Source organism: Mycolicibacterium sp. Y3 (genome assembly GCF_051188035.1).
Lineage (GTDB): Bacteria > Actinomycetota > Actinomycetes > Mycobacteriales > Mycobacteriaceae > Mycobacterium > Mycobacterium fluoranthenivorans.
Genome location: NZ_JAVQLT010000001.1, coordinates 489,236 through 511,626, shown reverse-complemented (window position 1 = coordinate 511,626; position 22,391 = coordinate 489,236). Strand labels below are relative to the sequence as shown.

The 22,391-nt window shown below is 67.5% G+C and carries 18 protein-coding genes; 12 read left to right on the top strand and 6 right to left on the bottom strand.

Annotated features, from left to right (window positions below):
• Positions 1 to 36: 36 nt before the first annotated feature.
• The 3 genes from QN239_RS02450 to QN239_RS02440 form a co-directional block, all read right to left on the bottom strand.
• Entirely contained in the window at positions 37 to 1,674 is a 1,638-nt protein-coding gene (locus QN239_RS02450; RefSeq protein WP_499008032.1) for a glycosyltransferase family 87 protein, read from the bottom strand.
• On the bottom strand, positions 1,671 to 3,956 hold the full coding sequence (locus QN239_RS02445) for a transglycosylase domain-containing protein (protein WP_499016512.1): 2,286 nt from the start codon (positions 3,954 to 3,956) through the stop codon (positions 1,671 to 1,673). The genes QN239_RS02450 and QN239_RS02445 overlap by 4 nt, the downstream gene beginning before the upstream one ends.
• A 109-nt stretch (positions 3,957 to 4,065) precedes the next feature.
• On the bottom strand, positions 4,066 to 4,497 hold the full coding sequence (locus tag QN239_RS02440; RefSeq protein ID WP_090359708.1) for a DUF5318 family protein: 432 nt from the start codon (positions 4,495 to 4,497) through the stop codon (positions 4,066 to 4,068).
• Positions 4,498 to 4,598: 101 nt separating this feature from the next.
• Here QN239_RS02440 and QN239_RS02435 point away from each other — a divergent pair, with 101 nt between their 5' ends.
• The 11 genes from QN239_RS02435 to QN239_RS02385 all read left to right on the top strand — a co-directional run bounded on the left by QN239_RS02435 (position 4,599) and on the right by QN239_RS02385 (position 15,889).
• On the top strand, positions 4,599 to 5,456 hold the full coding sequence (locus QN239_RS02435; RefSeq protein ID WP_499008031.1) for a DUF1707 SHOCT-like domain-containing protein: 858 nt from the start codon (positions 4,599 to 4,601) through the stop codon (positions 5,454 to 5,456).
• A gap of 37 nt (positions 5,457 to 5,493) precedes the next feature.
• A complete protein-coding gene (locus QN239_RS02430) occupies positions 5,494 to 6,360 on the top strand; it encodes a DUF1707 SHOCT-like domain-containing protein (protein ID WP_499008030.1) in 867 nt (288 codons plus the stop codon).
• A 143-nt stretch (positions 6,361 to 6,503) separates the two neighbouring features.
• A complete protein-coding gene (locus QN239_RS02425; protein WP_499008029.1) occupies positions 6,504 to 7,052 on the top strand; it encodes a PadR family transcriptional regulator in 549 nt (182 codons plus the stop codon).
• A gap of 43 nt (positions 7,053 to 7,095) precedes the next feature.
• Positions 7,096 to 8,184, top strand: coding sequence for an inositol-3-phosphate synthase (locus QN239_RS02420; RefSeq protein WP_499008028.1), 1,089 nt, complete (start codon positions 7,096 to 7,098; stop codon positions 8,182 to 8,184).
• A 45-nt stretch (positions 8,185 to 8,229) separates the two neighbouring features.
• Positions 8,230 to 9,126: an Rv0045c family esterase gene (locus QN239_RS02415; RefSeq protein WP_499008027.1), complete on the top strand. Its 897-nt coding sequence runs from the start codon at positions 8,230 to 8,232 to the stop codon at positions 9,124 to 9,126.
• Positions 9,127 to 9,261: 135 nt separating this feature from the next.
• Positions 9,262 to 11,310 carry a PhoX family protein gene (locus tag QN239_RS02410; protein ID WP_499008026.1) on the top strand — a complete coding sequence of 683 codons (2,049 nt, stop codon included), beginning with the start codon at positions 9,262 to 9,264 and terminating at the stop codon, positions 11,308 to 11,310.
• A gap of 17 nt (positions 11,311 to 11,327) precedes the next feature.
• Positions 11,328 to 12,104 (top strand): LLM class F420-dependent oxidoreductase, encoded by a 777-nt coding sequence (locus QN239_RS02405; protein ID WP_499008025.1) that lies wholly within the window; start codon positions 11,328 to 11,330, stop codon positions 12,102 to 12,104.
• A gap of 1 nt (position 12,105) precedes the next feature.
• Positions 12,106 to 12,780: a GntR family transcriptional regulator gene (locus QN239_RS02400; RefSeq protein WP_499008024.1), complete on the top strand. Its 675-nt coding sequence runs from the start codon at positions 12,106 to 12,108 to the stop codon at positions 12,778 to 12,780.
• A gap of 101 nt (positions 12,781 to 12,881) precedes the next feature.
• Positions 12,882 to 14,588, top strand: coding sequence for an ABC transporter substrate-binding protein/permease (locus QN239_RS02395; RefSeq protein ID WP_499016510.1), 1,707 nt, complete (start codon positions 12,882 to 12,884; stop codon positions 14,586 to 14,588).
• A complete protein-coding gene (locus tag QN239_RS02390) occupies positions 14,588 to 15,349 on the top strand; it encodes an amino acid ABC transporter ATP-binding protein (protein ID WP_499008023.1) in 762 nt (253 codons plus the stop codon). The genes QN239_RS02395 and QN239_RS02390 overlap by 1 nt, the downstream gene beginning before the upstream one ends.
• Positions 15,350 to 15,418: 69 nt before the next feature.
• Positions 15,419 to 15,889: a MarR family winged helix-turn-helix transcriptional regulator gene (locus QN239_RS02385; RefSeq protein WP_499008022.1), complete on the top strand. Its 471-nt coding sequence runs from the start codon at positions 15,419 to 15,421 to the stop codon at positions 15,887 to 15,889.
• Here the strand turns inward: QN239_RS02385 and ggh are convergent.
• The gene (ggh, locus tag QN239_RS02380) at positions 15,886 to 17,226 is read right to left on the bottom strand and encodes a glucosylglycerate hydrolase (RefSeq protein ID WP_499008021.1); all 1,341 of its coding nucleotides are present in this window, start codon (positions 17,224 to 17,226) and stop codon (positions 15,886 to 15,888) included. The genes QN239_RS02385 and ggh overlap by 4 nt on opposite strands.
• A gap of 67 nt (positions 17,227 to 17,293) precedes the next feature.
• On the opposite strand from ggh, the gene QN239_RS02375 reads away from it, so the two are divergent.
• A complete protein-coding gene (locus tag QN239_RS02375) occupies positions 17,294 to 17,968 on the top strand; it encodes an SDR family oxidoreductase (RefSeq protein ID WP_499008020.1) in 675 nt (224 codons plus the stop codon).
• Positions 17,969 to 17,970: 2 nt separating this feature from the next.
• Here the strand turns inward: QN239_RS02375 and fdhA are convergent, their stop codons facing one another.
• On the bottom strand, positions 17,971 to 19,185 hold the full coding sequence (fdhA, locus tag QN239_RS02370; protein WP_090359499.1) for a formaldehyde dehydrogenase, glutathione-independent: 1,215 nt from the start codon (positions 19,183 to 19,185) through the stop codon (positions 17,971 to 17,973).
• Positions 19,186 to 19,368: 183 nt separating this feature from the next.
• Positions 19,369 to 22,257 carry a leucine--tRNA ligase gene (gene leuS / locus QN239_RS02365; protein WP_499008019.1) on the bottom strand — a complete coding sequence of 963 codons (2,889 nt, stop codon included), beginning with the start codon at positions 22,255 to 22,257 and terminating at the stop codon, positions 19,369 to 19,371.
• Between the last annotated feature and the right edge of the window lie 134 nt (positions 22,258 to 22,391).

The window sequence follows — 22,391 nt, the reverse complement described above, 5'->3', positions numbered from 1 at the left end:
CGCGGCGCATGAACCGCCGAAACGTCGGAATTCGTGTCAGCGGGCGGCGTCGGCCAGCTCGGCATCCGAGGCGGGCTCGGGCCCCACCAGAACCTGGCGCGGTCGCCACCGCTCCGGCAGCCACTTCGGGAAGGCGTCGGACGCCCCGTCGAACACGCCGCCCGACGGATCGTCGATGGTGCCGTGATGGCGCACCAGATCCAGATCGGGCCGGTAGATCTGTCGGATCACCAACGCGATCAACGCGAACACCGCGATATCGCGCAGCAACACCGTCGCGGTGAACCACTGCTCCGGTAACCCGCGGTTCTGCTCCCCGTACAGGTACAGCATTCGCGGTATCCACACCAGCGCATCGATCGTCATCCACGCCAACAGGATTCGCCGGTGCGGCAGGGCGAGAACGGCCAGCGGCACCAGCCACAGCGAGTACTGCGGGCTCCACACCTTGTTGGTCAGCAGGAAGGCGGCGACCACCAGGAAGGCCAGTTGCGCCACCCGCGGCCGGTGCGGTGCGGTCAGCGCGACGTACGCGATCCCCACACAACACGCGACGAACAACACCGCCGTCACCGCATTCGTGACCGAGGGCGGCTCCCAGAACCCGAGATCGGGATCGAAGCCACGCCACCCGGTGAACGACTTCACCACGTTGTACAGCGAATCCATGTCATCACCGCGGCGGGTGTTGAGCCGGAAGAACTCCGACCAGCCGCGCGGGAACAGCACCAGCACAGGCAGATTCACCACGATCCAGGTGGCCACCGCGGCCAGTGCCGTGGTCCCCGTGGCCCGCCATCGCCCGGTGCGCAGCGCCAAGATCACCAGCGGCACCAACAGCAGCAACGGGTACAGCTTGAGCGCCACCCCGACACCGATGAGCACACCCACCACAGCGGGTTTTCGGCGTGCCCACGCCAGCATCGCGCCGGCCGCACACGCGGCGGCCAGCGCATCGAAGTTGGTGAAGATCTGGAAGATCACCAGCGGTGAGGCAGCGACCAACGCCGCATCCCAGATCCGCCGCCCGGCCAGCAGGGCCGTCGCCCATATTGTCGCCAGCCACGCCAGCCCCAACCCGAACGCGGAGATGTTGAAGAACATCACCACCTCGGCGACCAACGGCACCGAAACCAGCTTCGTCAGAGCCGAATACGTCTTGGCCAGCGTCATGGACAGGTACTGGTAGATACCCGTCAGCACCGGATATTCCATATAGCGGATCGCCGGGCTGCCGTCGTACTGGACGTTGGGCTTGCCGGTGCTGTCGGTGTCCACCCAGCTGGACTTGTACGGAAACTTGCCCTGGTTCAACAGTTCCGCGGTGTAGAGCGGCACGGTATCGGAGTAGCAGAACTCGTAGTAAGCCCGCTGATTCTGCCAGTTGGCGACACGCTGGGCCGCGGTACCGGTACTCGTGGACTGCAGGCACGCGGCCTTCGTCGAATAGCCCAGCGCCAGGAAGATCACACCGATCACCAGCATCACCCGCAGCGGGGTGAAGAACCGCGTGCGCCCGATGAGCGCGTGCCGCCCCACCGGGCCACCGATGGTGTGCGACAGCGCCGCACCGATCACATCCGTGCGGCTGGGCAGGTCCCGGTCATGAGCGCTGCGCAGATCACGCGCCAGCGGTGCCGGGGAAACCGTCTGCTGCTCTTCCGGTTCGGTCACGGTGGCGGCGGCGGGCCGGGCGGCGGCGCCGGCGCATTGGGATCACCCGGCGGGGGCGGTCCCAGCGGCACCGTGGTCGGCGGACCCCACGGGATGGTCACACCGGGCGCAATCTCCAGGGTCGGCTGGATGACGGTCTCCGACGGCGGGGGCGGCACCGGCGCCACGGGCGGCGGCGGGGGTGCCTGCGGCACGCCCGCGTAGCCACCGATATCGGTCGGCTTGGGGAAGGTCTCGTTGTCGGTGCCCTTGAGCGCACCGTCCATCGTGGCCTTCCAGATATCGGACGGCAGCCCGGACCCGTACACCGGTCCGCCCCATTCGTTGACCAGAGGCTTGGTACCCGAAGTGGTACCCACCCACACCGCCGTCGACAGCGACGGCGTGTACCCGACCATCCAGGCGTCCCGGTTGGCGTCGGTGTCGCCGAGCTGGTTGGTACCGGTCTTGGCCGCCGAGGCACGGCCCCCGGCCAGGTTGTGTCCCCTGGACCAACCGGCGATCGGCTGCATCGCCGCGGTGACGTTATCGGCCACGGCCTTGTCGATGCGCTGCTCGCCGCTGTTGTCCTGCTGCGAGGCATCGAAGAGGACCTTGCCGTCCGCGTCGACGACCTTCTGCACGAAGTGCGGCTTGTGGTAGACGCCCGAGTCGGCGAGCGTCGCATAGGCCGAGGCCATGTCGACCACCCGGCTCTGGTACTGGCCCAGCACGATTCCGTTGTTGGGCGGTCCGCCCTTGCCGTCCTCGCTCAAGGTGTGCTCGACACCGGGGAAGCTCTCGGCGACGCCGGCGCGGTGCGCGGCGTCGGCCACGTCCTGCGGCCCGTTCTTGAGCTTGAGCATCAGCCGGTAGTAGCTGGTGTTGAGCGACCGCTTCAACGCCTCGGCGATATTGCAGACCCCGCAACCCTCGCCCTCGACGTTGGTGATCTTGATGCCGTTGACCGTCACCGGCGAGCTGTCGATCTGGTAACCCAGGCCGATACCCTGCTGCAGCGCGGCGACCAGAGCAAACACCTTGAACGACGACCCCGTCGGGAGACCGGCCTGGGCGAAATCGAAACCCTGGGCGTCGGAGCCGCCGTAGTAGGCCTTGATGCCGCCGGTCTTCGGGTCGATCGAGACCGCGGCCGCGCGCATATCGGGCATCTGCCCGTCGAGCGTCTTGGTGACGGCATCCTCGGCCGCCTTCTGCGCGGTCGGGTCGATGGTCGTGGTGACCTGCAGGCCCTCGGTGTTCAGCGTCTGCTCGTTGATGTTGAACAGGTCCAGCAGTTCCTTGGTGACCTGCCGTTCGATCAGGCCGTTGGGACCGGTGGTCTGGTTCGCCGCGCTGGCCTGCTCGGGCGGCACCGTCGGCGGGAACACCTGGGCGGCCCGGTCGGTCTTGGACAGCGCACCGATGTCGACCATGCCGTCGAGCACCCAGTTCCACCGCTCGGCCGCGCCCTCGGGATCGACCGCGGGGTCCAGCGTGGAGGGCCGCTGGATCAGCGCCGCCAGCAGAGCGCCCTCGGCGACATCGAGTTGTTCGACGGGTTTGTCGAAATACGCCTTGGCCGCGGCCGAGATGCCATACGCCCCGCGTCCGAAATAGATGATGTTGAGGTAGGACTCCAGAACCTGGTCCTTGCCCCATTCCCGCGACATCTTCGTCGAGATGACGAGTTCCTTGGCCTTGCGGACCAACCCGCCCACCCCGGAGCGGGCATCGCCGACCAAGGCGTTCTTGACGTACTGCTGCGTGATGGTCGAGCCACCCTGCAGGTCACCGCCGAAGATGTTGTTCTTGAAGGCGCGCGCGAACCCCGACAGCGAGAAGCCCGGGTTGCTGTAGAAGTCGCGGTCCTCGGCGGCCATCACCGCATCGCGGACGTGCACCGGGATCTGATTGATGCTGACGTCGTTGCGGTTTCCCTCGGGCGGAACGATTCTCGCCAGCTCGCTGCCGTCACTGGCCAGGATCGTCGAGACCTGCGCGGTGCGGATGTCACCGGGTTTGGGCACGTCGACGATGAGATAGGCCATCGCGAACGTGACGAACGGCAGGACCAGAAACAGCACCAGCCCGAGATAGACGGCGCGGCGCACCCACTTCCACTGGAAGCTGCGGCCCGGCGCCCTGGAAGGTCCAGTCGGCCCGGGCGGAGGTCCGCCCGCGGGCGGGCGCGGGGGTGCCGGCGGTGGTGGTTTGCGCGGCGGCGCGCCGTCCAATGCGGCCTTGACGACATCGATCGGGTCACGCAGGTGCGCCGCGGTGGCATTGCGCACGGGCGGCAACAGGGTGGTCTGACGGTCATCGGGCGGAACGTTCGCCCGGCGGTGTGCGCCCGGTGCAGCGGTGTGCTCGCGTTCGGCATCACCCGCTGACCTCGTATGGCGCCCTTCGCTATTCACTGGCCGTACGCGCGCCGGAACGCGCCGTTCGAGTGCGGGGGGCCTTTGGCGCCTTCGGCGACCGAGGCGCGCCGAGCACATACGACTTGACCAGATGGTTCCAACTGCAGGTCCGGCATACCTCCACCACGTGTACCGCGAATTCGTCGTAGCGCGTCGCCAACAGCACCAGCTCCTCGGCGGTGCGGGCAGAGCCCGACACCGGACCGAGATGGTCACCGAAGACCCAGGACACCAAGGTGAGCTGCTCCTTGCGGCAGATCGGGCACATCACCGAACTGGGTTTCCCGTGGTATTTCGCGGCACGCAATAAGTAGGGATTGGCGTCGCACACCTCGGTCACCCCGGTACGTCCGGAATACACCTCGGCCAGCAGGGATCGGCGCCGGAGCGCGTAATCCACCACCTGTCGCTGCAATCGCACGCTCACCAGAGTACGTCGGGACCCCGGCAGCGGAGTGAGGACGGCCGCTGAAGAACGCTGTGCGTCGGCGCTGTCGCACCCCCGGCAATACGATCTTCGCCATGGCTGCACGCACACGGGCGAAGGACAGTGACCGTGACGCGACCTGCCATCTTCTGGACAACGCCCTGGCTGACGGGCAGCTCTCCGGGGAGGAGCACCGGCGCCGGGTGCAGACCGCCGTAACGGCCACCACCCTCGGCGAGCTGGAGGCCCTCGTGGCCGATCTGCAGCCGACCGAGCAGGACCAGCCTCCCGCCCGCACCCGCGCCAAGCGCAACGTGCTGGTGGCTGCGGCCGGTATCACCGCGGCGGTCCTGGTCGTCCTCGCCACGGCCGTCGACTGGGGCGGTGACGACGCCCCGGCCAGCAACCCGGGTCCGGCCTCGCCGGTGCCCGAATCACCTGTGGCACTCGCGCCGCCGGCGCCGACCGTCGCACCCGACACCGTGCCCCCGGCCGTCATCACCCCGGTGCGCGACCTGCACACCGTCGAAGGCCTGAGTGCCGTCATCGAGGCGATGCGCGCCCGGTTCGGCGACACCATGGGCTACGAACTCGCCATCGGGACCGACCAGGCATCGCTGGCCCGGCCCGACCCGGCCGATGAGCAGTCGAAGGTGGTCTACCCCTATCGCGGCGGCTGGGACGATCCGTCCACGCGCGCGCGGTCCGATGGCGACGACCTGACCGATCTGGCCGCCTTCGACATTCCGGCCACCGCCGCGGCACTGGCCGCCGCCCCGGGGATGCTGAACATCGCGCCGGCCGACGTGTCGAGCAGCTATCTCGATATCGACCATGTCGCCGCCGAGGGCGGGCTCGAGCTGCTGGTGAAGATCACCACCAAATCCGGCTCCAGCGGTTACCTCTATCTCGACCCGTCCGCGAAGGTGAAACGCATCGAGAATCCCAGCTGACCTGCAGTCAGAACATAGGGACTTCTACGATCATCGCGTGGCGACACGGCAGACAGCAGCAACGCGGGCCAAAGACACCGACCGCAATGACACGTGCAAGGTGCTCGACACCGCATTGTCCGAAGGTCAGCTGTCCATGGAGGAGCACCGCGAGCGCGTCAGCGCGGCCACCAATGCGGCCACCCTCGGCGCGCTGCAGAATCTGGTCAGCGATCTCCAGGTGGGCAATGCCCCGGTGACTCTGCCCAACCTGAAACCGGAACGGACCCTGGCGGGCACTGCCGCCGGCGGGGGCTGGGGCCTTCGGGTGGCGACGGCCGCCGTGCTGGTGATGCTGGGCATCGCCATCGGCTCGGGCCTGTACGGCAACTCGTCCTCACCGCTGAGTTTCACCACCGACCCCGGCGCCAAGGCCGACGGCATCCCGGCCACCGTGCTGACGCCGCCCAGGCAATTGCAGTCACTGGGCGGGCTGACCGGCCTGTTCGAGCAGATGCGGCAGAAGTTCGGCGATACCAAGGGCTACAGCATCACGATCTTCGAGGATTACGCCTCGTTGACCCGCCCCGATCCGAAGGAGCCCCGGCGGGCGCTGAACTATTACTACCGCGGCGGCTGGGACGATCCGTCCGAGACGAATGTGAGTGACGGCGACAAGGTGGTCGACCTGGGCGCATTCGACATCCCGAAGATGGTCGGGATCATCCGGGGCGCCGCGCAGAGCGTGGGCATCAACCCCGCCGAGGTGAAGAGCACCCACGTCAGCATCGAGCCCAACAGCGATATCACCGCCCCGCCCGGGGCCATCGAGATCAGCGTCTACGTGTCACCGAAGTTCGGCAACAGCGGCTATATCGAGCTCAACGGGGACGGCACCATCAAACGCGTGAACTACGCCGGATAGCCCGATACGTCGCCCGGCATATCGGGCACACGTAGCGCCGAATATATCGGCGCGATACAATTGCCCGACGTGTTGAGTCGACGTGACATTCGTTCGACTTTGACAAGTACGTCCAAGGTTCGCTCTGAGGGGGAGGTGATTCGGTGCTGGAGCTCGCCATTCTCGGACTGCTGCTCGAGTCGCCCATGCACGGCTACGAACTACGCAAACGGCTGACCGGGCTGTTGGGCGCGTTCCGGGCGTTCTCCTACGGCTCCCTCTACCCGGCACTGCGGCGCATGCAGGCCGACGGCCTGATCGTCGAGGACGCGGCACCCGAAGGCACCCTCAAGGTCCGTCGGGCGCGGCGCGTCTACCAGCTCACCGAATCGGGCACGCAACGCTTCACCGAGCTGGTCGCCGACACCGGGCCACAGAACTACACCGACGACGGTTTCGGGGTACACCTGGCCTTCTTCAATCGCACACCGGCCGAAGCCAGGATGCGAATTCTGGAAGGCCGGCGGCGCCAGGTCGAGGAACGTCGCGAGGGCCTCCGGGAAGCCATCGCCCTGGCCAGCAGTTCCTTCGATCGCTACACCAAGCAGTTGCATCAGCTGGGCCTGGAATCCAGTGAGCGCGAAGTGAAATGGCTCAACGAGTTGATCGCAGCCGAACGGGTGGCGCAGGGCCACCCGGAGTCACAACCCTGATCAGCATCCAGCACGAAGTTCAGTAAGAGAAGGAGAGCGTTACATGTCTGAGTCGAACGAAGTTCGGGTCGCTATCGTCGGCGTGGGCAACTGCGCGTCCTCACTCGTCCAGGGCGTCCAGTACTACAAGGATGCCGACGAGAACGCCTCGGTCCCCGGCTTGATGCATGTCAAGTTCGGCCAGTACCACGTGCGCGACGTGAAGTTCGTCGCCGCGTTCGACGTCGATGCCAAGAAGGTCGGCTTCGACCTCTCGGAGGCCATCTTCGCCTCGGAGAACAACACCATCAAGATCGCCGACGTGCCGCCGACGGATATCGTCGTGCAGCGCGGGCCGACTCTGGACGGCATCGGCAAGTACTACGCCGAGACCATCGAGATCTCCGACGCCGAGCCCGTCGACGTGGTGAAGGCACTCAAGGACGCCAAGGTCGACGTGCTGGTGTCCTACCTGCCGGTCGGCTCCGACGAGGCCGACAAGTTCTACGCCCAGTGCGCCATCGACGCCAAGGTGGCGTTCGTCAACGCCCTGCCCGTGTTCATCGCCTCGGATCCGTTGTGGGCCAAGAAGTTCGAGGACGCCGGTGTCCCGATCGTCGGTGACGACATCAAGAGCCAGGTCGGCGCCACGATCACCCACCGCGTGATGGCCAAGCTGTTCGAGGACCGCGGCGTCACCCTGGACCGCACCTACCAGCTCAACGTCGGCGGCAACATGGACTTCAAGAACATGCTCGAGCGCGAGCGCCTGGAATCCAAGAAGGTCTCCAAGACCCAGGCCGTCACGTCGAACCTGACCGGCTCGCTGGCCGGCAAGATCGATGACAAGAACGTGCACATCGGCCCGTCGGACCATGTCGCGTGGCTCGATGACCGCAAGTGGGCCTATGTGCGTCTGGAAGGCCGCGCCTTCGGCGATGTGCCCCTGAACCTGGAGTACAAGCTCGAGGTGTGGGACTCGCCGAACTCGGCCGGCATCATCATCGACGCCGTGCGCGCCGCGAAGATCGCCAAGGACCGCGGTATCGGCGGCCCGATCATCCCGGCCTCGGCCTACCTGATGAAGAGCCCGCCCAAGCAGCTGGCCGACGATGTCGCCCGCACCGAGCTGGAGAACTTCATCCACGGATAACCCCAACCGGCGATTTGTGGAGTCGTACCCGTAATGATTGCGGGTATGACTCCACAGATCCCGGATGACGACCTGGCCGACCTCGACGAGTTCGGCCTGTTGCACGAGAACGCCGCACAGATCGGCGCCACCGCGATCCCGCCGGTGACGCGCGTCGACGCCGGCCGGGTCAGCTTCCTCAAATGGGGTACCGAGTCACCCCGGGTGGTGTTCCTGCACGGCGGCGGACAGAATGCGCACACCTGGGACACCGTCATCCTCGGGCTCGAGGTGCCGGCCCTGGCCATCGACCTGCCCGGGCACGGCCGCTCGGCGTGGCGCGCGGACGGTGACTACGGCCCCAAGCTCGGAGCCCAGGCCATCGCGCCGATCCTGCGCGAGCACGCCCCCGACACCCGGCTGGTGGTCGGCATGTCCCTGGGCGGGCTGACGGCGCTGCGCATCGCGGCCACCGAACCCACGCTGGTGCCCGAGCTCGTCCTCGTCGACGTCACACCGTCGGCTCCCGAACGGCACACCGAGATGACCAAGGCTCAGATGGGCACCGTCGCACTGGTTCAGGAGAACCGGACCTTTCCCACCTTCGAGGCCATCCTGGAGGCCACCGTCGCCGCGGCACCCCACCGGGACCGGAACTCGTTGCGGCGCGGGGTGTTCCACAACTCCAAACAGCTCGACGACGGCTCCTGGACGTGGCGTTACGACTCGTTCCGCAAAGGCGACGGGTTCGAGGGACTCTGGGATGACGTACCGGCCATCAGCATGCCCACCACGCTCATCCGGGGCGCCAACTCGTTCTTCGTCAACGACGAGGACGCCGCGACCTTCGCCCGCACCGCCCCGGGCTTCCGGCGCACCCACGTCGTGGACGGCGCGGGACATTCCGTGCAGGGCGACCAGCCGGCCGCCCTGGTCGCACTGCTCAAGGATGTGCTGGGCTGACCCCGAGACGTTGCCAGGCGTTCACCAGCTGATTGCCAGGTTCACGTAAGTTCACCACCACCGGCCGCCCAGCCCGCGGCCGACGTCGGCGGTGCCGACAATTCAAACGGGCCCGGGGGAAGGACCTGTGCACCCATGTCGCTCGTACCGCTGAATCTCTTTGTCGCGCACCAGGGCCGGTCGTCGCGCCAGCATGTGACCTGCCGCAACCGGTGCGGGGACGCCTGTTCCAGGCCCGCCCCCAACACCAGTGACAACGCCTACTTCGGCGATATCGTGGCGGCGATGTCGCGGCGGTCGGTGCTGCGCGCGACCGGTGTCGCGGTGCTGGCCGTCGGTGCCGGATCGGCACTCGCCGCCTGCGCCGGCGAAACATCCACCGCACCTTCGTCTTCCACCGCGCCATCCGGCGAACCGCTGCCCGGGATGCGGTTCGAGAGCGTCGCACCCAATACCGAGGACGCCGTCGTGGTCCCCGACGGCTACCAGCAGCGCGTGGTGATCGCCTGGGGTGACCCGGTCCTGCCGGGCGCGCCGGTGTTCGATATCAAGCGCCAGACCGGCGCCGCGCAGCGCGCACAGTTCGGGTTCAACAACGACTTCGCCGCGCTGCTGCCCATCGAGGGCGTCGCCGGGCATTACCTGCTGGTGAGCAACCACGAATACGTCAGCCCGCAGTTCATGTTCCACGGCTACGACGCCGACGCGCCGACCCGCGAGCAGTTCGACATCGAGACCGGCGCGGTCGGCCTGTCCGTCGTCGAGGTGCAGCGCAGCCCGCAGGGTGGGCTACGCCCCGTCATGGGCCGCTACAACCGCCGCGTCACCGCCGACACACCGTTCACCCTGACCGGGCCCGCGGCCGGATCACCCGCCGTGCGGACCGCCGCGGACCCGGCCGGGCGCACCGTGATCGGTACCTTCGCCAACTGCTCGGGTGGTGTGACCCCTTGGGGCACCGTCCTTTCCGGCGAAGAGAACTTCCACACCTATTTCGGCGCGGCCGAAGGCACGGCACCCGCCGACCCGGCCCGGTACAAGCGCTACGGCGTGCTCACCGAGCCGTCGGAACTCAAGTGGGAGAACTTCGATCCGCGCTTCGACCTGGCCAAGACACCGCTGGAGGTGAACCGGTTCGGCTACGTCATCGAGATCAACCCGTGGGATCCGGCTTCGGTCCCCGTCAAACACTCGGCGCTGGGCCGCTTCAAACACGAGGCGGCCAATGTCTACGTCACCGGCGACGGCACCGTCGTGGTGTACACCGGTGACGACGAGCGCTTCGACTACATGTACAAGTTCGTGTCGGACAAGAAGATCCAACCCGGTAATTTTGCGCACAACATGACGCTGCTCGACGAGGGCACGCTGTACGTGGCGAAATTGTCCAGCGATATCCCGGCCACCGAGATCGACGGCAGCGGCAAGCTTCCCGCCGCGGGCGCGTTCGCCGGCACCGGGACCTGGATCCCGTTGCTGCACTCCGGGCCCGCCGGCTTGGCCGAATCGCTGATCGAGGGGATCTCGGCGCAGGATGTCGCGGTGTTCACCCGGCTGGCGGCCGACAAGGCCGGTGCCACCAAGATGGACCGCCCGGAGGATTTCGAGGCCAACCCCAAGACCGGCAAGCTCTACGTCGCGCTGACCAACAACGACAAACGCGGTGCCGAGGGCAAGGCCAAACCGGATGCGGCCAACCCGCGCAACGAGAACAAGAACGGTCAGGTCCTGGAGATCACCGACGACCACGGCGGCACCTCGTTCACCTGGGATCTGCTGCTGGTGTGCGGCGACCCGGCCGCGGCCGACACCTACTTCGGTGGTTTCGACAAAACCAAGGTGAGTCCGATCTCCTGCCCCGACAATGTCGCCTTCGACGGGCACGGCAATCTCTGGATCTCCACCGACGGGAACGCGCTGAAGTCCAACGACGGCCTGTTCGCGGTGGCCCTGGACGGGAACCGACGCGGCGAGACCAAACAGTTCCTGACGGTGCCGGTCGGTGCGGAAACCTGCGGACCCGTCGTCACCGACGACCTGGTCACCGTCAGCGTGCAGCATCCCGGCGAGGGCGACGATCACAGCCTGGACAACCCGCTGTCGCACTGGCCCGACGGCGGCACCGCACCGGCCCGCCCGGCGGTGGTCGCGGTATGGCGGGACGGTGGCGCGATCGGGCTGTAGCGCTACCGTTGGTCTCTATGACTCGTATCGGCGTTCAGCTGCAGCCCCAGCACTCCCCCAACTACGGTCACCTCCGCGACGCCGTGCGCCGCTGTGAAGACCTCGGCGTGGACATCGCGTTCAACTGGGATCACTTCTTCCCGCTCTACGGCGATCCCGACGGTGCGCACTACGAATGCTGGACCATGCTGGGCGCCTGGGCCGAGCAGACCTCGCGCATCGAGATCGGCGCGCTGGTCAGCTGTAACTCCTACCGCAATCCCGAGCTGCTCGCCGATATGGCCCGCACCGTCGACAACATCTCCGACGGCCGGTTGATCCTGGGCATCGGATCGGGCTGGAAGGAGAAGGACTACGACGAGTACGGATACGAATTCGGCACCGCCGGAAGCAGACTCGACGACCTGGCCGAGGCCATGCCGCGGATCACTTCCCGGCTGGGCAAACTCAACCCCCAGCCGGTGCGCGAGATCCCCATCCTCATCGGCGGTCAAGGGGAACGCAAGACACTCAAACTGGTCGCCCAGTACGCGCACATCTGGCATGGATTCACCACCGCGGAGACCTACCCGGACAAGGCGGCCGTGCTGGACCGGCATTGCGCCGACGCGGGGCGCGACCCGGCCGCAATCGAGCGGTCAGCCGGCGTCGACCGCAGCGGCGACGGCCTGATCGCCAACGCCGAAGCGGTGACCGCACTGGGTGTTTCACTGCTGACAGTCGGGGTGAACGGCCCGGATTACGACCTCTCGGCGGCCGAAGAACTGGTCCGGTGGCGCGACAGCCGCCGGTGACATGCCCAAGCGGTATGGCGTCAACGAACGTGACCAGGTGGTCGCCCACGTCGCGCAGCTGATCCTGACCGGCAAGCTCCGTTCCGGAGATCGGTTGGACCGCAACGAACTTGCCGCCGCGCTGGGGACGAGCCGGGTCCCGGTCCAGGAGGCCGTCGCACAGCTGGAGCACGACGGTGTCGTGGCCACCCGCTATCACCGCGGCGCGTTCATCGCGCGTTTCGACGCGCACGTGCTGCAGGAGCATTACCACCTGTACGGGGTGCTCAACGGTCTGGTATCGGCGGGTGCGGCCGCCGAGGCGAGCACCGAGACCATCGGACGGCTCAAGGAACTCGTCGGTGCGCTGCGCAGCGAGAACTTCCACGACATCGCGTGGCAGTACCGGCAGCTGCTGGTCGAGCACCATGCCGGACCGCGGTTGCAGGCCGCGATCGGTGCGGCGCAGACGTTCATCCCCCGGGCGTTCTGGGCCGACCACCAACATGTCGGGCCGGCGCTGCTGGCGCACTACGAGGCCGAGACCAACGCCATCGCCGACGGGGACCCCGATGCCGCACGCGCCGCATGTGAGACGGGGGCGGCTCATATGGGCCGGGTCATGCTCGCCGAGCTGGTGCGCCGCGGCGTACTCGCACCGCTGATACCGTCCGGCGGCGCGCGCCGGGATTCCTAATGAGCCGAATTCGCCGCCTTCCGTCGCGCACCGGCTACGTTGCCACGATGACGTCTGTTCCCAACCGTGTCGGCCGGGCGGTGCTCTGCGTGCTGATCGCCATGATGGCCGGTGCGCTGGCGTTGGCCGCACCCGCGCACGCCGACCAGTGCGCCCCGCCCGGCGTCGACAGTGCCAGTGCCCTCCCGACGAACCTGGCGGCCGCCGCCAAGGGTCCCGGCGCCGACCGGTACACCACCGCCGGCGTCGAACCGCCGCAGAGCATCGACATCAAGGCGCTGGGACTCGGCGTCCCCGGGGTGCTCACCGTGGGCACCCTGTCCGATGCGCCACCGAGCATCTGCATCAACGCCGCCGGCCAGTTCACCGGATTCGACAACGAACTGCTGCGCGCCGTCGCCGACCGGATCGGCCTGAAGATCAACTTCGTCGGCACCGATTTCTCCGGCCTGCTCGCCCAGGTCGCCTCCCGTCGCTTCGACGTCGGGTCGTCCTCGATCACCACCACCGACGCGCGGCGTAAGACCGTCGGCTTCACCAATGGCTATGACTTCGGCTACTTCTCGCTGGTCGTCCCGTCCGGGTCGCCCATCGCCGGGTTCTCGCAACTGGCCAAAGGGCAGCGGATCGGCGTCGTCCAGGGCACCGTGCAGGAAGCCTATGTGGTGGACACCCTGCACCTGGATCCGGTGAAGTTCCCCGACTACAACACCGTTTACGCCAGCCTGAAGACCCGTCAGATCGACGCGTGGGTCGCGCCGTCGCAGCAGGCGGTCGGCACCGTGCAGCCGGGCGATCCGGCCGTCATCGTCGAAAACACCTTCAGCCTGGACAATTTCGTCGCCTGGGCCGTCGCGAAGGAGAACAAGGCGCTCATCGACGCGCTCAACTCGGGGCTGGATGCGGTGATCGCCGACGGCACCTGGGCTCGGCTGTACGCCGACTGGGTGCCCCGCGCGTTACCGCCGGGTTGGAAGCCGGGCTCGAAAGCCACTCCGGTGCCGCAACTTCCGGACTTCGCGGCGATCGCGGCCCAACACGCGGGCGCACCCGCCGCGGGCGGCGCCGCGCCCAAATCCACGCTGGCCCAATTGGGTGCGGCGTTCCTGGACTGGGACCTCTACCGGCAAGCCATCCCCGATCTGTTCAAGACGGGGCTGCCGAACACGTTGATCCTCACCGCCGGCGCCGCCGTCATCGGGGTGATCCTCGGTCTGGTGCTGGCCATCGCGGGCATCTCGCGCTCGAGGTGGCTGCGCTGGCCGGCGCGGGTGTACACCGATATCTTCCGCGGCCTGCCCGAGGTGGTGATCATCCTGGTCATCGGGTTGGGTATCGGACCCATCGTGGGCGGCCTGACCGGGAACAACCCGTACCCGCTCGGGATCGCCGCGCTCGGGTTGATGTCGGCGGCCTATGTCGGCGAGATCTTCCGGTCCGGCATCCAGAGCGTGGAGGCCGGACAGTTGGAAGCCTCGCGCGCACTGGGCTTCAGCTACCGCTCGTCGATGCGGCTGGTGGTGGTGCCCCAGGGGGTGCGCCGCGTGCTGCCCGCGCTGGTGAACCAGTTCATCTCGCTGCTGAAGGCGTCCTCGCTGGTGTACTTCCTCGGCCTGGTCGCCAACCAGCGGGAGCTGTTCCAGGTGGGACGTGACCTCAACGCCCAAACCGGTAACCTGTCCCCCCTGGTGGCGGCCGGCTTGTTCTACCTGCTGCTGACCGTCCCGTTGACCCATTTGGTGAACGTCATCGACGAGCGCCTGCGCACCGGCCGCCGGCCGGCCCCGGTGCAAGAGGAGATGATCTGATGGCCGACCCAGGGGCGAGCGAAGCGACGGGGAAAGTTGCGGTTTCCTTGGCAGCCAGGGACATTCATCTTTCGTTCGGGCCGAACGAGGTGCTGCGCGGGGTGGACGTCCAGGTACCCGCCGGCAGCACCGCCGCGATCATCGGGCCGTCGGGCTCGGGGAAATCGACTCTGCTGCGCACCCTGAACCGGCTCTACGAACCCGACCGCGGTGACATCCTGCTCGACGGCCGTTCGGTGCTCAAGGACAACCCCGATGTGTTGCGCCAGCGGATCGGCATGGTGTTCCAGCAGTTCAACCTGTTTCCGCACCGCACCGTGCTGGACAACGTGACGCTGGCGCCGCGCAAGCTCAAGGGCATGTCCGTCGAGGCGGCGCGCGAGCTCGGTCTGGCCCAACTGGACCGGGTTGGTCTGCGGCACAAGGCCGATGTCCGGCCGGCCACGCTGTCCGGCGGCCAGCAGCAGCGGGTTGCCATCGCGCGGGCACTGGCGATGTCGCCGCAGGTGATGTTCTTCGACGAAGCGACCTCCGCGCTGGATCCCGAACTGGTCAAGGGCATCCTGGAATTGATCGCCGAACTCGGCTCGGGCGGGATGACCATGGTCATGGTCACCCACGAGATGGGCTTCGCGCGGTCCACCGCCGACGCCGTGGTGTTCATGGATCACGGCAAGGTCGTCGAATCCGGTCCGCCGGAGCAGATTTTCGAGGCGGCCGAAACGGAACGGTTACGCCGTTTCCTGTCGCAGGTACTGTGAGGTCCGCGTGACGGGAAACTTCGTCACGGAGCCGACCTGGCAGGAACAGACAGGTTAGACTAGCGAATTATGGTCGAGACCGAACCGCAGGTCGCTGAGCTGGCCGGGGAGCTCCAGCGGGTGCTTTCCAAGCTGTTCTCCGTGCTGCGTCGCGGTGACACCACCAACAAGAGCCAGGCCGGTGACCTGACGCTGGCCCAGCTGTCGATCCTGCTGACTCTGCTGGACTGCGGGCCCATCCGGATGACCGAACTGGCCGCCCATGAGCGCGTCCGCACCCCCACCACCACGGTCGCCATCCGCCGCCTGGAAAAGCTCGGGCTGGTCAAGCGTTCCCGCGACCCCTCGGACCTGCGTGCGGTCCTGGTCGAGGTGACCCCTCGCGGTCTCGTCCAACACCGCGAGGCACTGGAGGCCCGGCGCGCGTTCCTGGCCGAGATGGTGGCTAAGCTCACCGAGGACGACCAGCGCACGCTGGCGGCCGCGCTCGGCTCCCTGGATCGGCTGGGCGATCAACCCCCGACCGAGAAGTCCAACTAGCCCAACCAGTCAAGTACCGCGGCAGCGGTCCAGGACTGCTGCATACTGCCGAGCGGCTCGCCGGTGAACGGTTCGTAATATTCGGCGAACGTGCCATCGCTGGCCTGGCGCAACCCTTCCCGGCGCAGCACCGATGACCGCTCGGCCCAGCCGCGCCGGGCGAAACACCACGAGAACAGCCATGTCATCACCGGCCACACCGGGCCACGCCAGTACTCCCGCGGCCGGAAGTCCCGCGATACCGGCGAGGTGGACGGGATCAGCGAGTACTTCAGGTCCGGATGCCCACAGAACCGCGGGCCTTCCAGCAGTTTGAGCAGGGCCCGCTCCTTGTCGTGCGGCAGGCCGCCGCACAGCAGCGGGGAGAACTGCGCGACCGTCTCGGTGGCCACCCACTTCTCCGATCTGAGATCGAAATCCCTTGCCGCACCGGATCGTTCATCGGCAGTCTCGATCACACCGGCGCGGAACCGGTCGGCCCAGGCGTACAGGTCGCGGACATCGGCGTGCGGACGCTTGTAGTCCTCACCGATCTCGGCCAGCACGGTGCAGGCCACCGAGAACACCGCCGAGACGAAGACGTCCTCGACGGCGAAGCTCATCACCTTGGGCAGCAGCTCGTCGTCGTAACGCACCGACTTCATCTCCTCGAGCAGCCACAGGTAGCGGTCGTACTCCAGATCCGACGGACGCTGTGTCGCGTCGGTGTTGATCTTGTTGTCCTCGCGCTGGTATTCGGGCACGTTGCCCGGAATCACGTTGGCGTAGGCACTGTCCCAGCGCGGCGAGTTGTCCATGCCGGATTCCCAGCCGTGGTACAGCGTGACGCGGCCGTGGCCCTGCTGATCGCGGCTCTCGGCCAGCCACCGGTGCCAGCGCACCAGATCGGCCCAGCGCCGGTCCAGGAAGGCCTCGGCGACGGCTCGGGTGGAGCGGCCCCTGGTCTTGGCGCGGTCCAGGATCCGCTGCACGGCGATGGCGTGCACCGGCGGCTGGGTGATACCGGAGGTGTGCCTGGTGCGGGGGGCGTTGGCGGCCAGCGCCGAGGTGGCCCACCGGGCCGGGCCCGGGAAGTAGCCGTCTACCCCGTTGGCGAACACGATGTGCGGGATCATGCCGTTGCGCCACTGTGCGGACAGCAGGGTGTCGAGTTCAACGACGGCCCGCTCGACGCTCAGCGGCGCCAGGCCGATCGCGACGAAGGCGGCGTCCCAGCTCCACATGTGCGGGTACAGCAGCGGTGCCGCGGTGGTCATCACGCCGAGGTCATTGCCGCGCAGCAGATAGGCCGCGCGGGCGGCGAGTTGCGTGGGGGCGAAGCTCGGATCGGGGGGCATCGCATCAATCATGCGACGCCGGACGTCATTCTGCAGATTGGCACGTCGCGATCGGTACCCTCGACTGGTGCCGACCGCATTGATCACGGGCGCCGCCGGCGGCATCGGCTCTGCCATCGCCGCCGCGCTCGCCCCCACCCACACCCTGCTGTTGGCCGGCCGGCCCTCGGCGCGGCTCGATGCGCTCGCCGAACGTCTCGGTGCCCCGACCTGGCCGCTGGAGCTCACCGACCCGGACTCGATCGAGGCCGCCACGGAGGTGCTCAGCGAGCTCGACGTGCTGGTCCACAACGCCGGCGTGCTCTACCCGGGGCGGGTCGGGGAATCCTCGGTCGAGCAGTGGCGGGCCAGCTTCGAGGTGAACGTGACCGGCGCGGTGGCGCTCACGCTGGCGCTGCTGCCGCAGCTGCGGGCCGCCCGCGGGCAGGTGGTGTTCATCAATTCCGGTGCCGGCCGCACCGTATCCGCAGGTATGGCGTCCTATTCGGCGAGCAAGTTCGCGCTGCGGGCGTTCGCCGATTCGCTACGCGCCGACGAACCGTCGCTGCGGGTGACCTCGGTGTTTCCGGGCCGCACCGATTCCGAGATGCAGCGCGATCTGGTCGCCTATGAATCGGGCGGGGAGAAGGACTACGACCCGGCGCGGTTCCTGCGCCCGGAAACCGTCGCCGAGATCGTCGCCCATGCCGTGGCCACCCCGGAGGATGGCCACGTGCACGAGATCGTCGTCCGCCCCCGCTGACCTCAGGCCGGGACCATGCCGTGCGGGTCCAGCACGAACTTCTGCGCCACGCCTGAGTCGAATGCGGCATAGCCTTCCGGGGCGTCCTCCAGCCCGATCACGGTCGCGTTCACCGCATCGGCGATGTGGGCCTTGTCGTGCAGGATGCTCATCATCAGGCCGCGGTTGTACTTCAGCACCGGGCACTGCCCGGTGTAGAAGCTGTGGCTCTTCGCCCAGCCCAGACCCAGTCGGACCTTGAGTGTGCCGTGCTTGGCGTCGTCATCCGTCCCGCCCGGATCGCCGGTGACGTAGAGGCCCGGAATCCCGAGCGATCCACCGGCCCGGGTGGCGCTCATGATCGAGTTCAGGACCGCGGCGGGTTGCTCCCCGGCCCCGTGGCCGTGCCCGCTGGCCTCGAATCCCACTGCGTCGACTGCACAGTCGACCTCATTGGTGTGCAGGATGTCGGCGATCTGGTCTTCCAGCGTGGCGTCGGCGCTGATGTCGATGGTCTCGCAACCGAATGATTCGGCCTGCTTGAGGCGCTCGGCATTCAGGTCACCGACGATCACCACGGCCGCACCCAGCAGGTGTGCCGAGTACGCGGCGGCCAGACCGACCGGCCCCGCGCCGGCGACGTACACCGTCGACCCCGTGGTGACGCCCGCCGTCTTGGCGCCGTGATAGCCGGTGGGGAAGATGTCCGACAGCATCGTGAGGTCGCGGATCTTGGCCAGCGCGGCATCACGGTCGGGGAACTTCAGCAGGTTGAAATCGGCGAACGGCACCATGACGTAGTCGGCCTGGCCGCCGAGCCAGCCACCCATGTCGACGTACCCGTAGGCCGAGCCCGCGCGGGCGGGGTTGACGTTCAGGCAGATCCCGGTCTGCCCCTCGCGACAGTTCCGGCAGCGCCCGCAGGCGATGTTGAACGGCACCGAGCAGATGTCCCCGACTTCCAGGAACTGTACGTCCGAACCTTTTTCGACGATCTCGCCGGTGATCTCGTGACCCAGGGTCTGGCCGATCGGCGCCGTGGTCCGTCCGCGCACCATGTGCTGATCCGAACCGCAGATATTCGTCGACACGCACTTGAGGATGACACCGTGGTCGGCCTTACGGCTCATCCCCATCGCCTCGGCGACCTCGGCGGGCACCTCGAGTTTCGGGTACGGCAGTGTCTCGACGGCCACCTTGCCGGGACCCTTGTAGACGACGATCCGGTTATCACTCATCGCGCACTCCAACCCGGACCGCGATCACCGTATGTCGTTCTCTCAGACGGGATTTCCGCCGACATCGCGCGGTCCTGGAGCCCAGTATCCGCGCGCCGATATGCGAAAAGGCGAATACGTGCTCATCGGCGGTGGAAACTAACCGAACGGTGGGGACCATGCCCCACCGCTCGGGGGTTCCCCTCAGACGACGAGGTTGACCAGCTTGCCCGGCACCACGATGACTTTCTTCGGGCTGGCTCCATCGAGGAATGCCAGCACCTTCTCGTCGGCGAGCGCCGCGGCCTCCAGGGCCGCCTTGTCCGCATCGGCCGGCACCGTGATCTTGCCGCGCAGCTTGCCGTTCACCTGAACCGGCAGTTCGACGGTGTCGTCCACCAGATAGCGCTCGTCGGCGACCGGGAAGGGGCCGTGCGCCAGCGGGGTCTCGTGGCCCAGACGGCGCCACAGCTCCTCGGCCAGGTGCGGTGCCAGCGGGGCGACCATCAGCACCAGCGGCTCGACGGCCGCGCGGGCCGTCACCCCTTCCTTGGTCAGGTGGTTGGTGTACTCGATGAGCTTGGCCGCGGCGGTGTTGTTACGCAGTGCCGCATAGTCTTCGGCCACCCCGGCGATGGTCTTGTGCAGGGCGCGAAGCGTGTCGTCGGACAATGCCTCATGCTCGGCGACCCGCTCGGCACCGGTGGTCTCGTCGACCACCGCACGCCACACCCGCTGCAGGAAGCGGTGCGCACCGACGACATCCTTGGTGGCCCAGGGCCGGGACGCCTCGAGCGGACCCATCGACATCTCGTAGACGCGCAGGGTGTCCGCGCCGTACGCGTCGCAGATCTCATCCGGCGAGACGGAGTTCTTCAGGCTCTTACCGATCTTGCCGAACTCCTGGTTGACCTGCTGGCCCTCGAACCAGAATTTCCCGTCGCGTTCCACGACTTCGGCGGCGGGCACATAGCTGCCGCGTGCATCGGTGTAGGCGAAGGCCTGGATGTAGCCCTGGTTGATCAGACGGCGGTACGGCTCACTGGAGCTGACGTGCCCCAGGTCGAAGAGCACCTTGTGCCAGAACCGTGAGTACAGCAGGTGCAGCACCGCGTGCTCGACGCCGCCGACGTAGAGGTCCACGCCGCCCGGGTCACGCGGGCCGTGGATCTCGGGCCGCGGACCCATCCAGTAGGCCTCGTTCTCCTTGGCGCACAGCTCGTCCGGGTTCTGCGGGTCGGTGTAGCGCAGCTCGTACCAGGAGCTGCCCGCCCACTGCGGCATGACGTTGGTGTCCCGGGTGTAGGACTGCAGCCCATCGCCCAGATCGAGTTCGACGTGCACCCATTCGGTGGCCTTGCCCAGCGGCGGCGACGGCTCACTGTCCGCGTCATCCGGGTCGAAGGACACCGGCGCATAGTCCGGGATGTCCGGAAGTTCCACGGGGAGGGCAGATTCCGGCAGCGGATGCGCCCGGCCGTCGGCGTCGTAGACGATCGGGAACGGCTCACCCCAATAGCGCTGGCGGGCGAACAGCCAGTCCCGCAGCTTGAATTCGACACGTGCGCGGCCGCGGCCGTCGGCCTCCAGCCGGGACACCACCACATCCTTGGCGTCCGCGACGCTCAGCCCGTTGAGGTAGTCGCTGTTGACCAGTTCTCCGTCGCCGGAATACGCCTGCTCCGAAACATCACCGCCGGACTGATCCCCCGGTCGCTCCGCTCCTGCCCGCCGACGGATCACTTCCACGATCGGCAAGCCGAATTCGGTGGCGAACTCCCAGTCCCGCTGGTCGTGACCGGGCACCGCCATGATGGCGCCGGTGCCGTAACCGGCCAGCACGTAGTCGGCAATGAAGACCGGAACCTGTTGTCCGTTCACCGGATTGGTGGCGTAGGCGCCCAGGAACACCCCGGTCTTCGACTTGTTCTCCTGGCGCTCCAGGTCCGATTTGGCCGCGATGGCCGCCCGGTAGGCCGCCACCGCCTCCGCCGGGGTGGCCGCGCCGTAGGTCCAGCGCTCGTCGACTCCGGCCGGCCAGATCCCCGCCGTCAGCACGTCGACCAGATCGTGTTCGGGGGCCAGCACCAGATACGACGCGCCGAACAGCGTGTCGGGCCGGGTGGTGAACACCTCGACGTCGCCGGCGTCAGTGCCGAACAATACGCTGGCACCCGTGGATCGGCCGATCCAGTTGCGTTGCATGGCCTTGACCTTGTCCGGCCAGTCCAGGTGGTCCAGATCATCGAGCAGCCGGTCGGAGTACGCGGTGATCCGCATCATCCACTGCCGCAGGCGTTTCCGGAACACCGGGAAGTTGCCGCGGTCGCTGCGCCCGTCGGAGGTCACCTCTTCGTTGGCCAGCACGGTGCCCAGCCCGGGGCACCAGTTGACCATCGAGTCGGCGCGGTAGACCAGGCGGTGACCGTCGACCAGATCGGCGCGCTCGCCGGCCGACAGCGTCGCCCAGTCCCGGCCGTCGGGCACCGGGCGCGCCCCCGAGGAGTATTCGGCGATCAGTTCGGCGATGGGGCGGGCGCGGTTGAGGGCAGGGTCGAACCAAGCGTTGTAGATCTGCAGAAAGATCCACTGCGTCCACTTGTAGAAGTCCACATCGGTGGTGGAGAAGCTGCGCCGGGTGTCGTGGCCCAGACCCAGCCGGCCCAGCTGGCGCCGGAAGTTGACGATATTCGCCTCGGTGCGGGTGCGCGGATGCGTGCCGGTCTGTACGGCGTACTGCTCGGCAGGCAGACCGAACGCGTCGAACCCCAGAGCGTGCAGCACGTTGCGCCCGGTCATCCGGAAGTAGCGCGCGTACACGTCGGTGGCGATATAGCCGAGCGGATGCCCCACGTGCAGGCCGTCACCGGACGGGTACGGGAACATGTCCTGGACGAACATCTTGTCCGCGGGCACGGATCCGCCGTCGGCGGGCGCGAGCGAACCGACCGGGTTCGGCACGTTGAACGTGCCGAGCACGTTCCACCGCTCCTGCCAGTCGGCCTCTATCGCACCGGCCAGTTGCGCGTTGTAGCGATGGCTCGGAGCGTCGGCATCAGGGGAGGCGTCGGTGTCCGCCGGGGCGTCTGTCACGCCAAACAGGGTATAAGCGCCGCTCGAGGTGCCTTCGGCCACGGGTTGGTAAAGGTTCCGTTGCAGAGCGGTCAGCACACGGTTGCAGCTCGGTTCCGGCCCTGGTGACCACGCACCGGGCGCGGATACAGTCG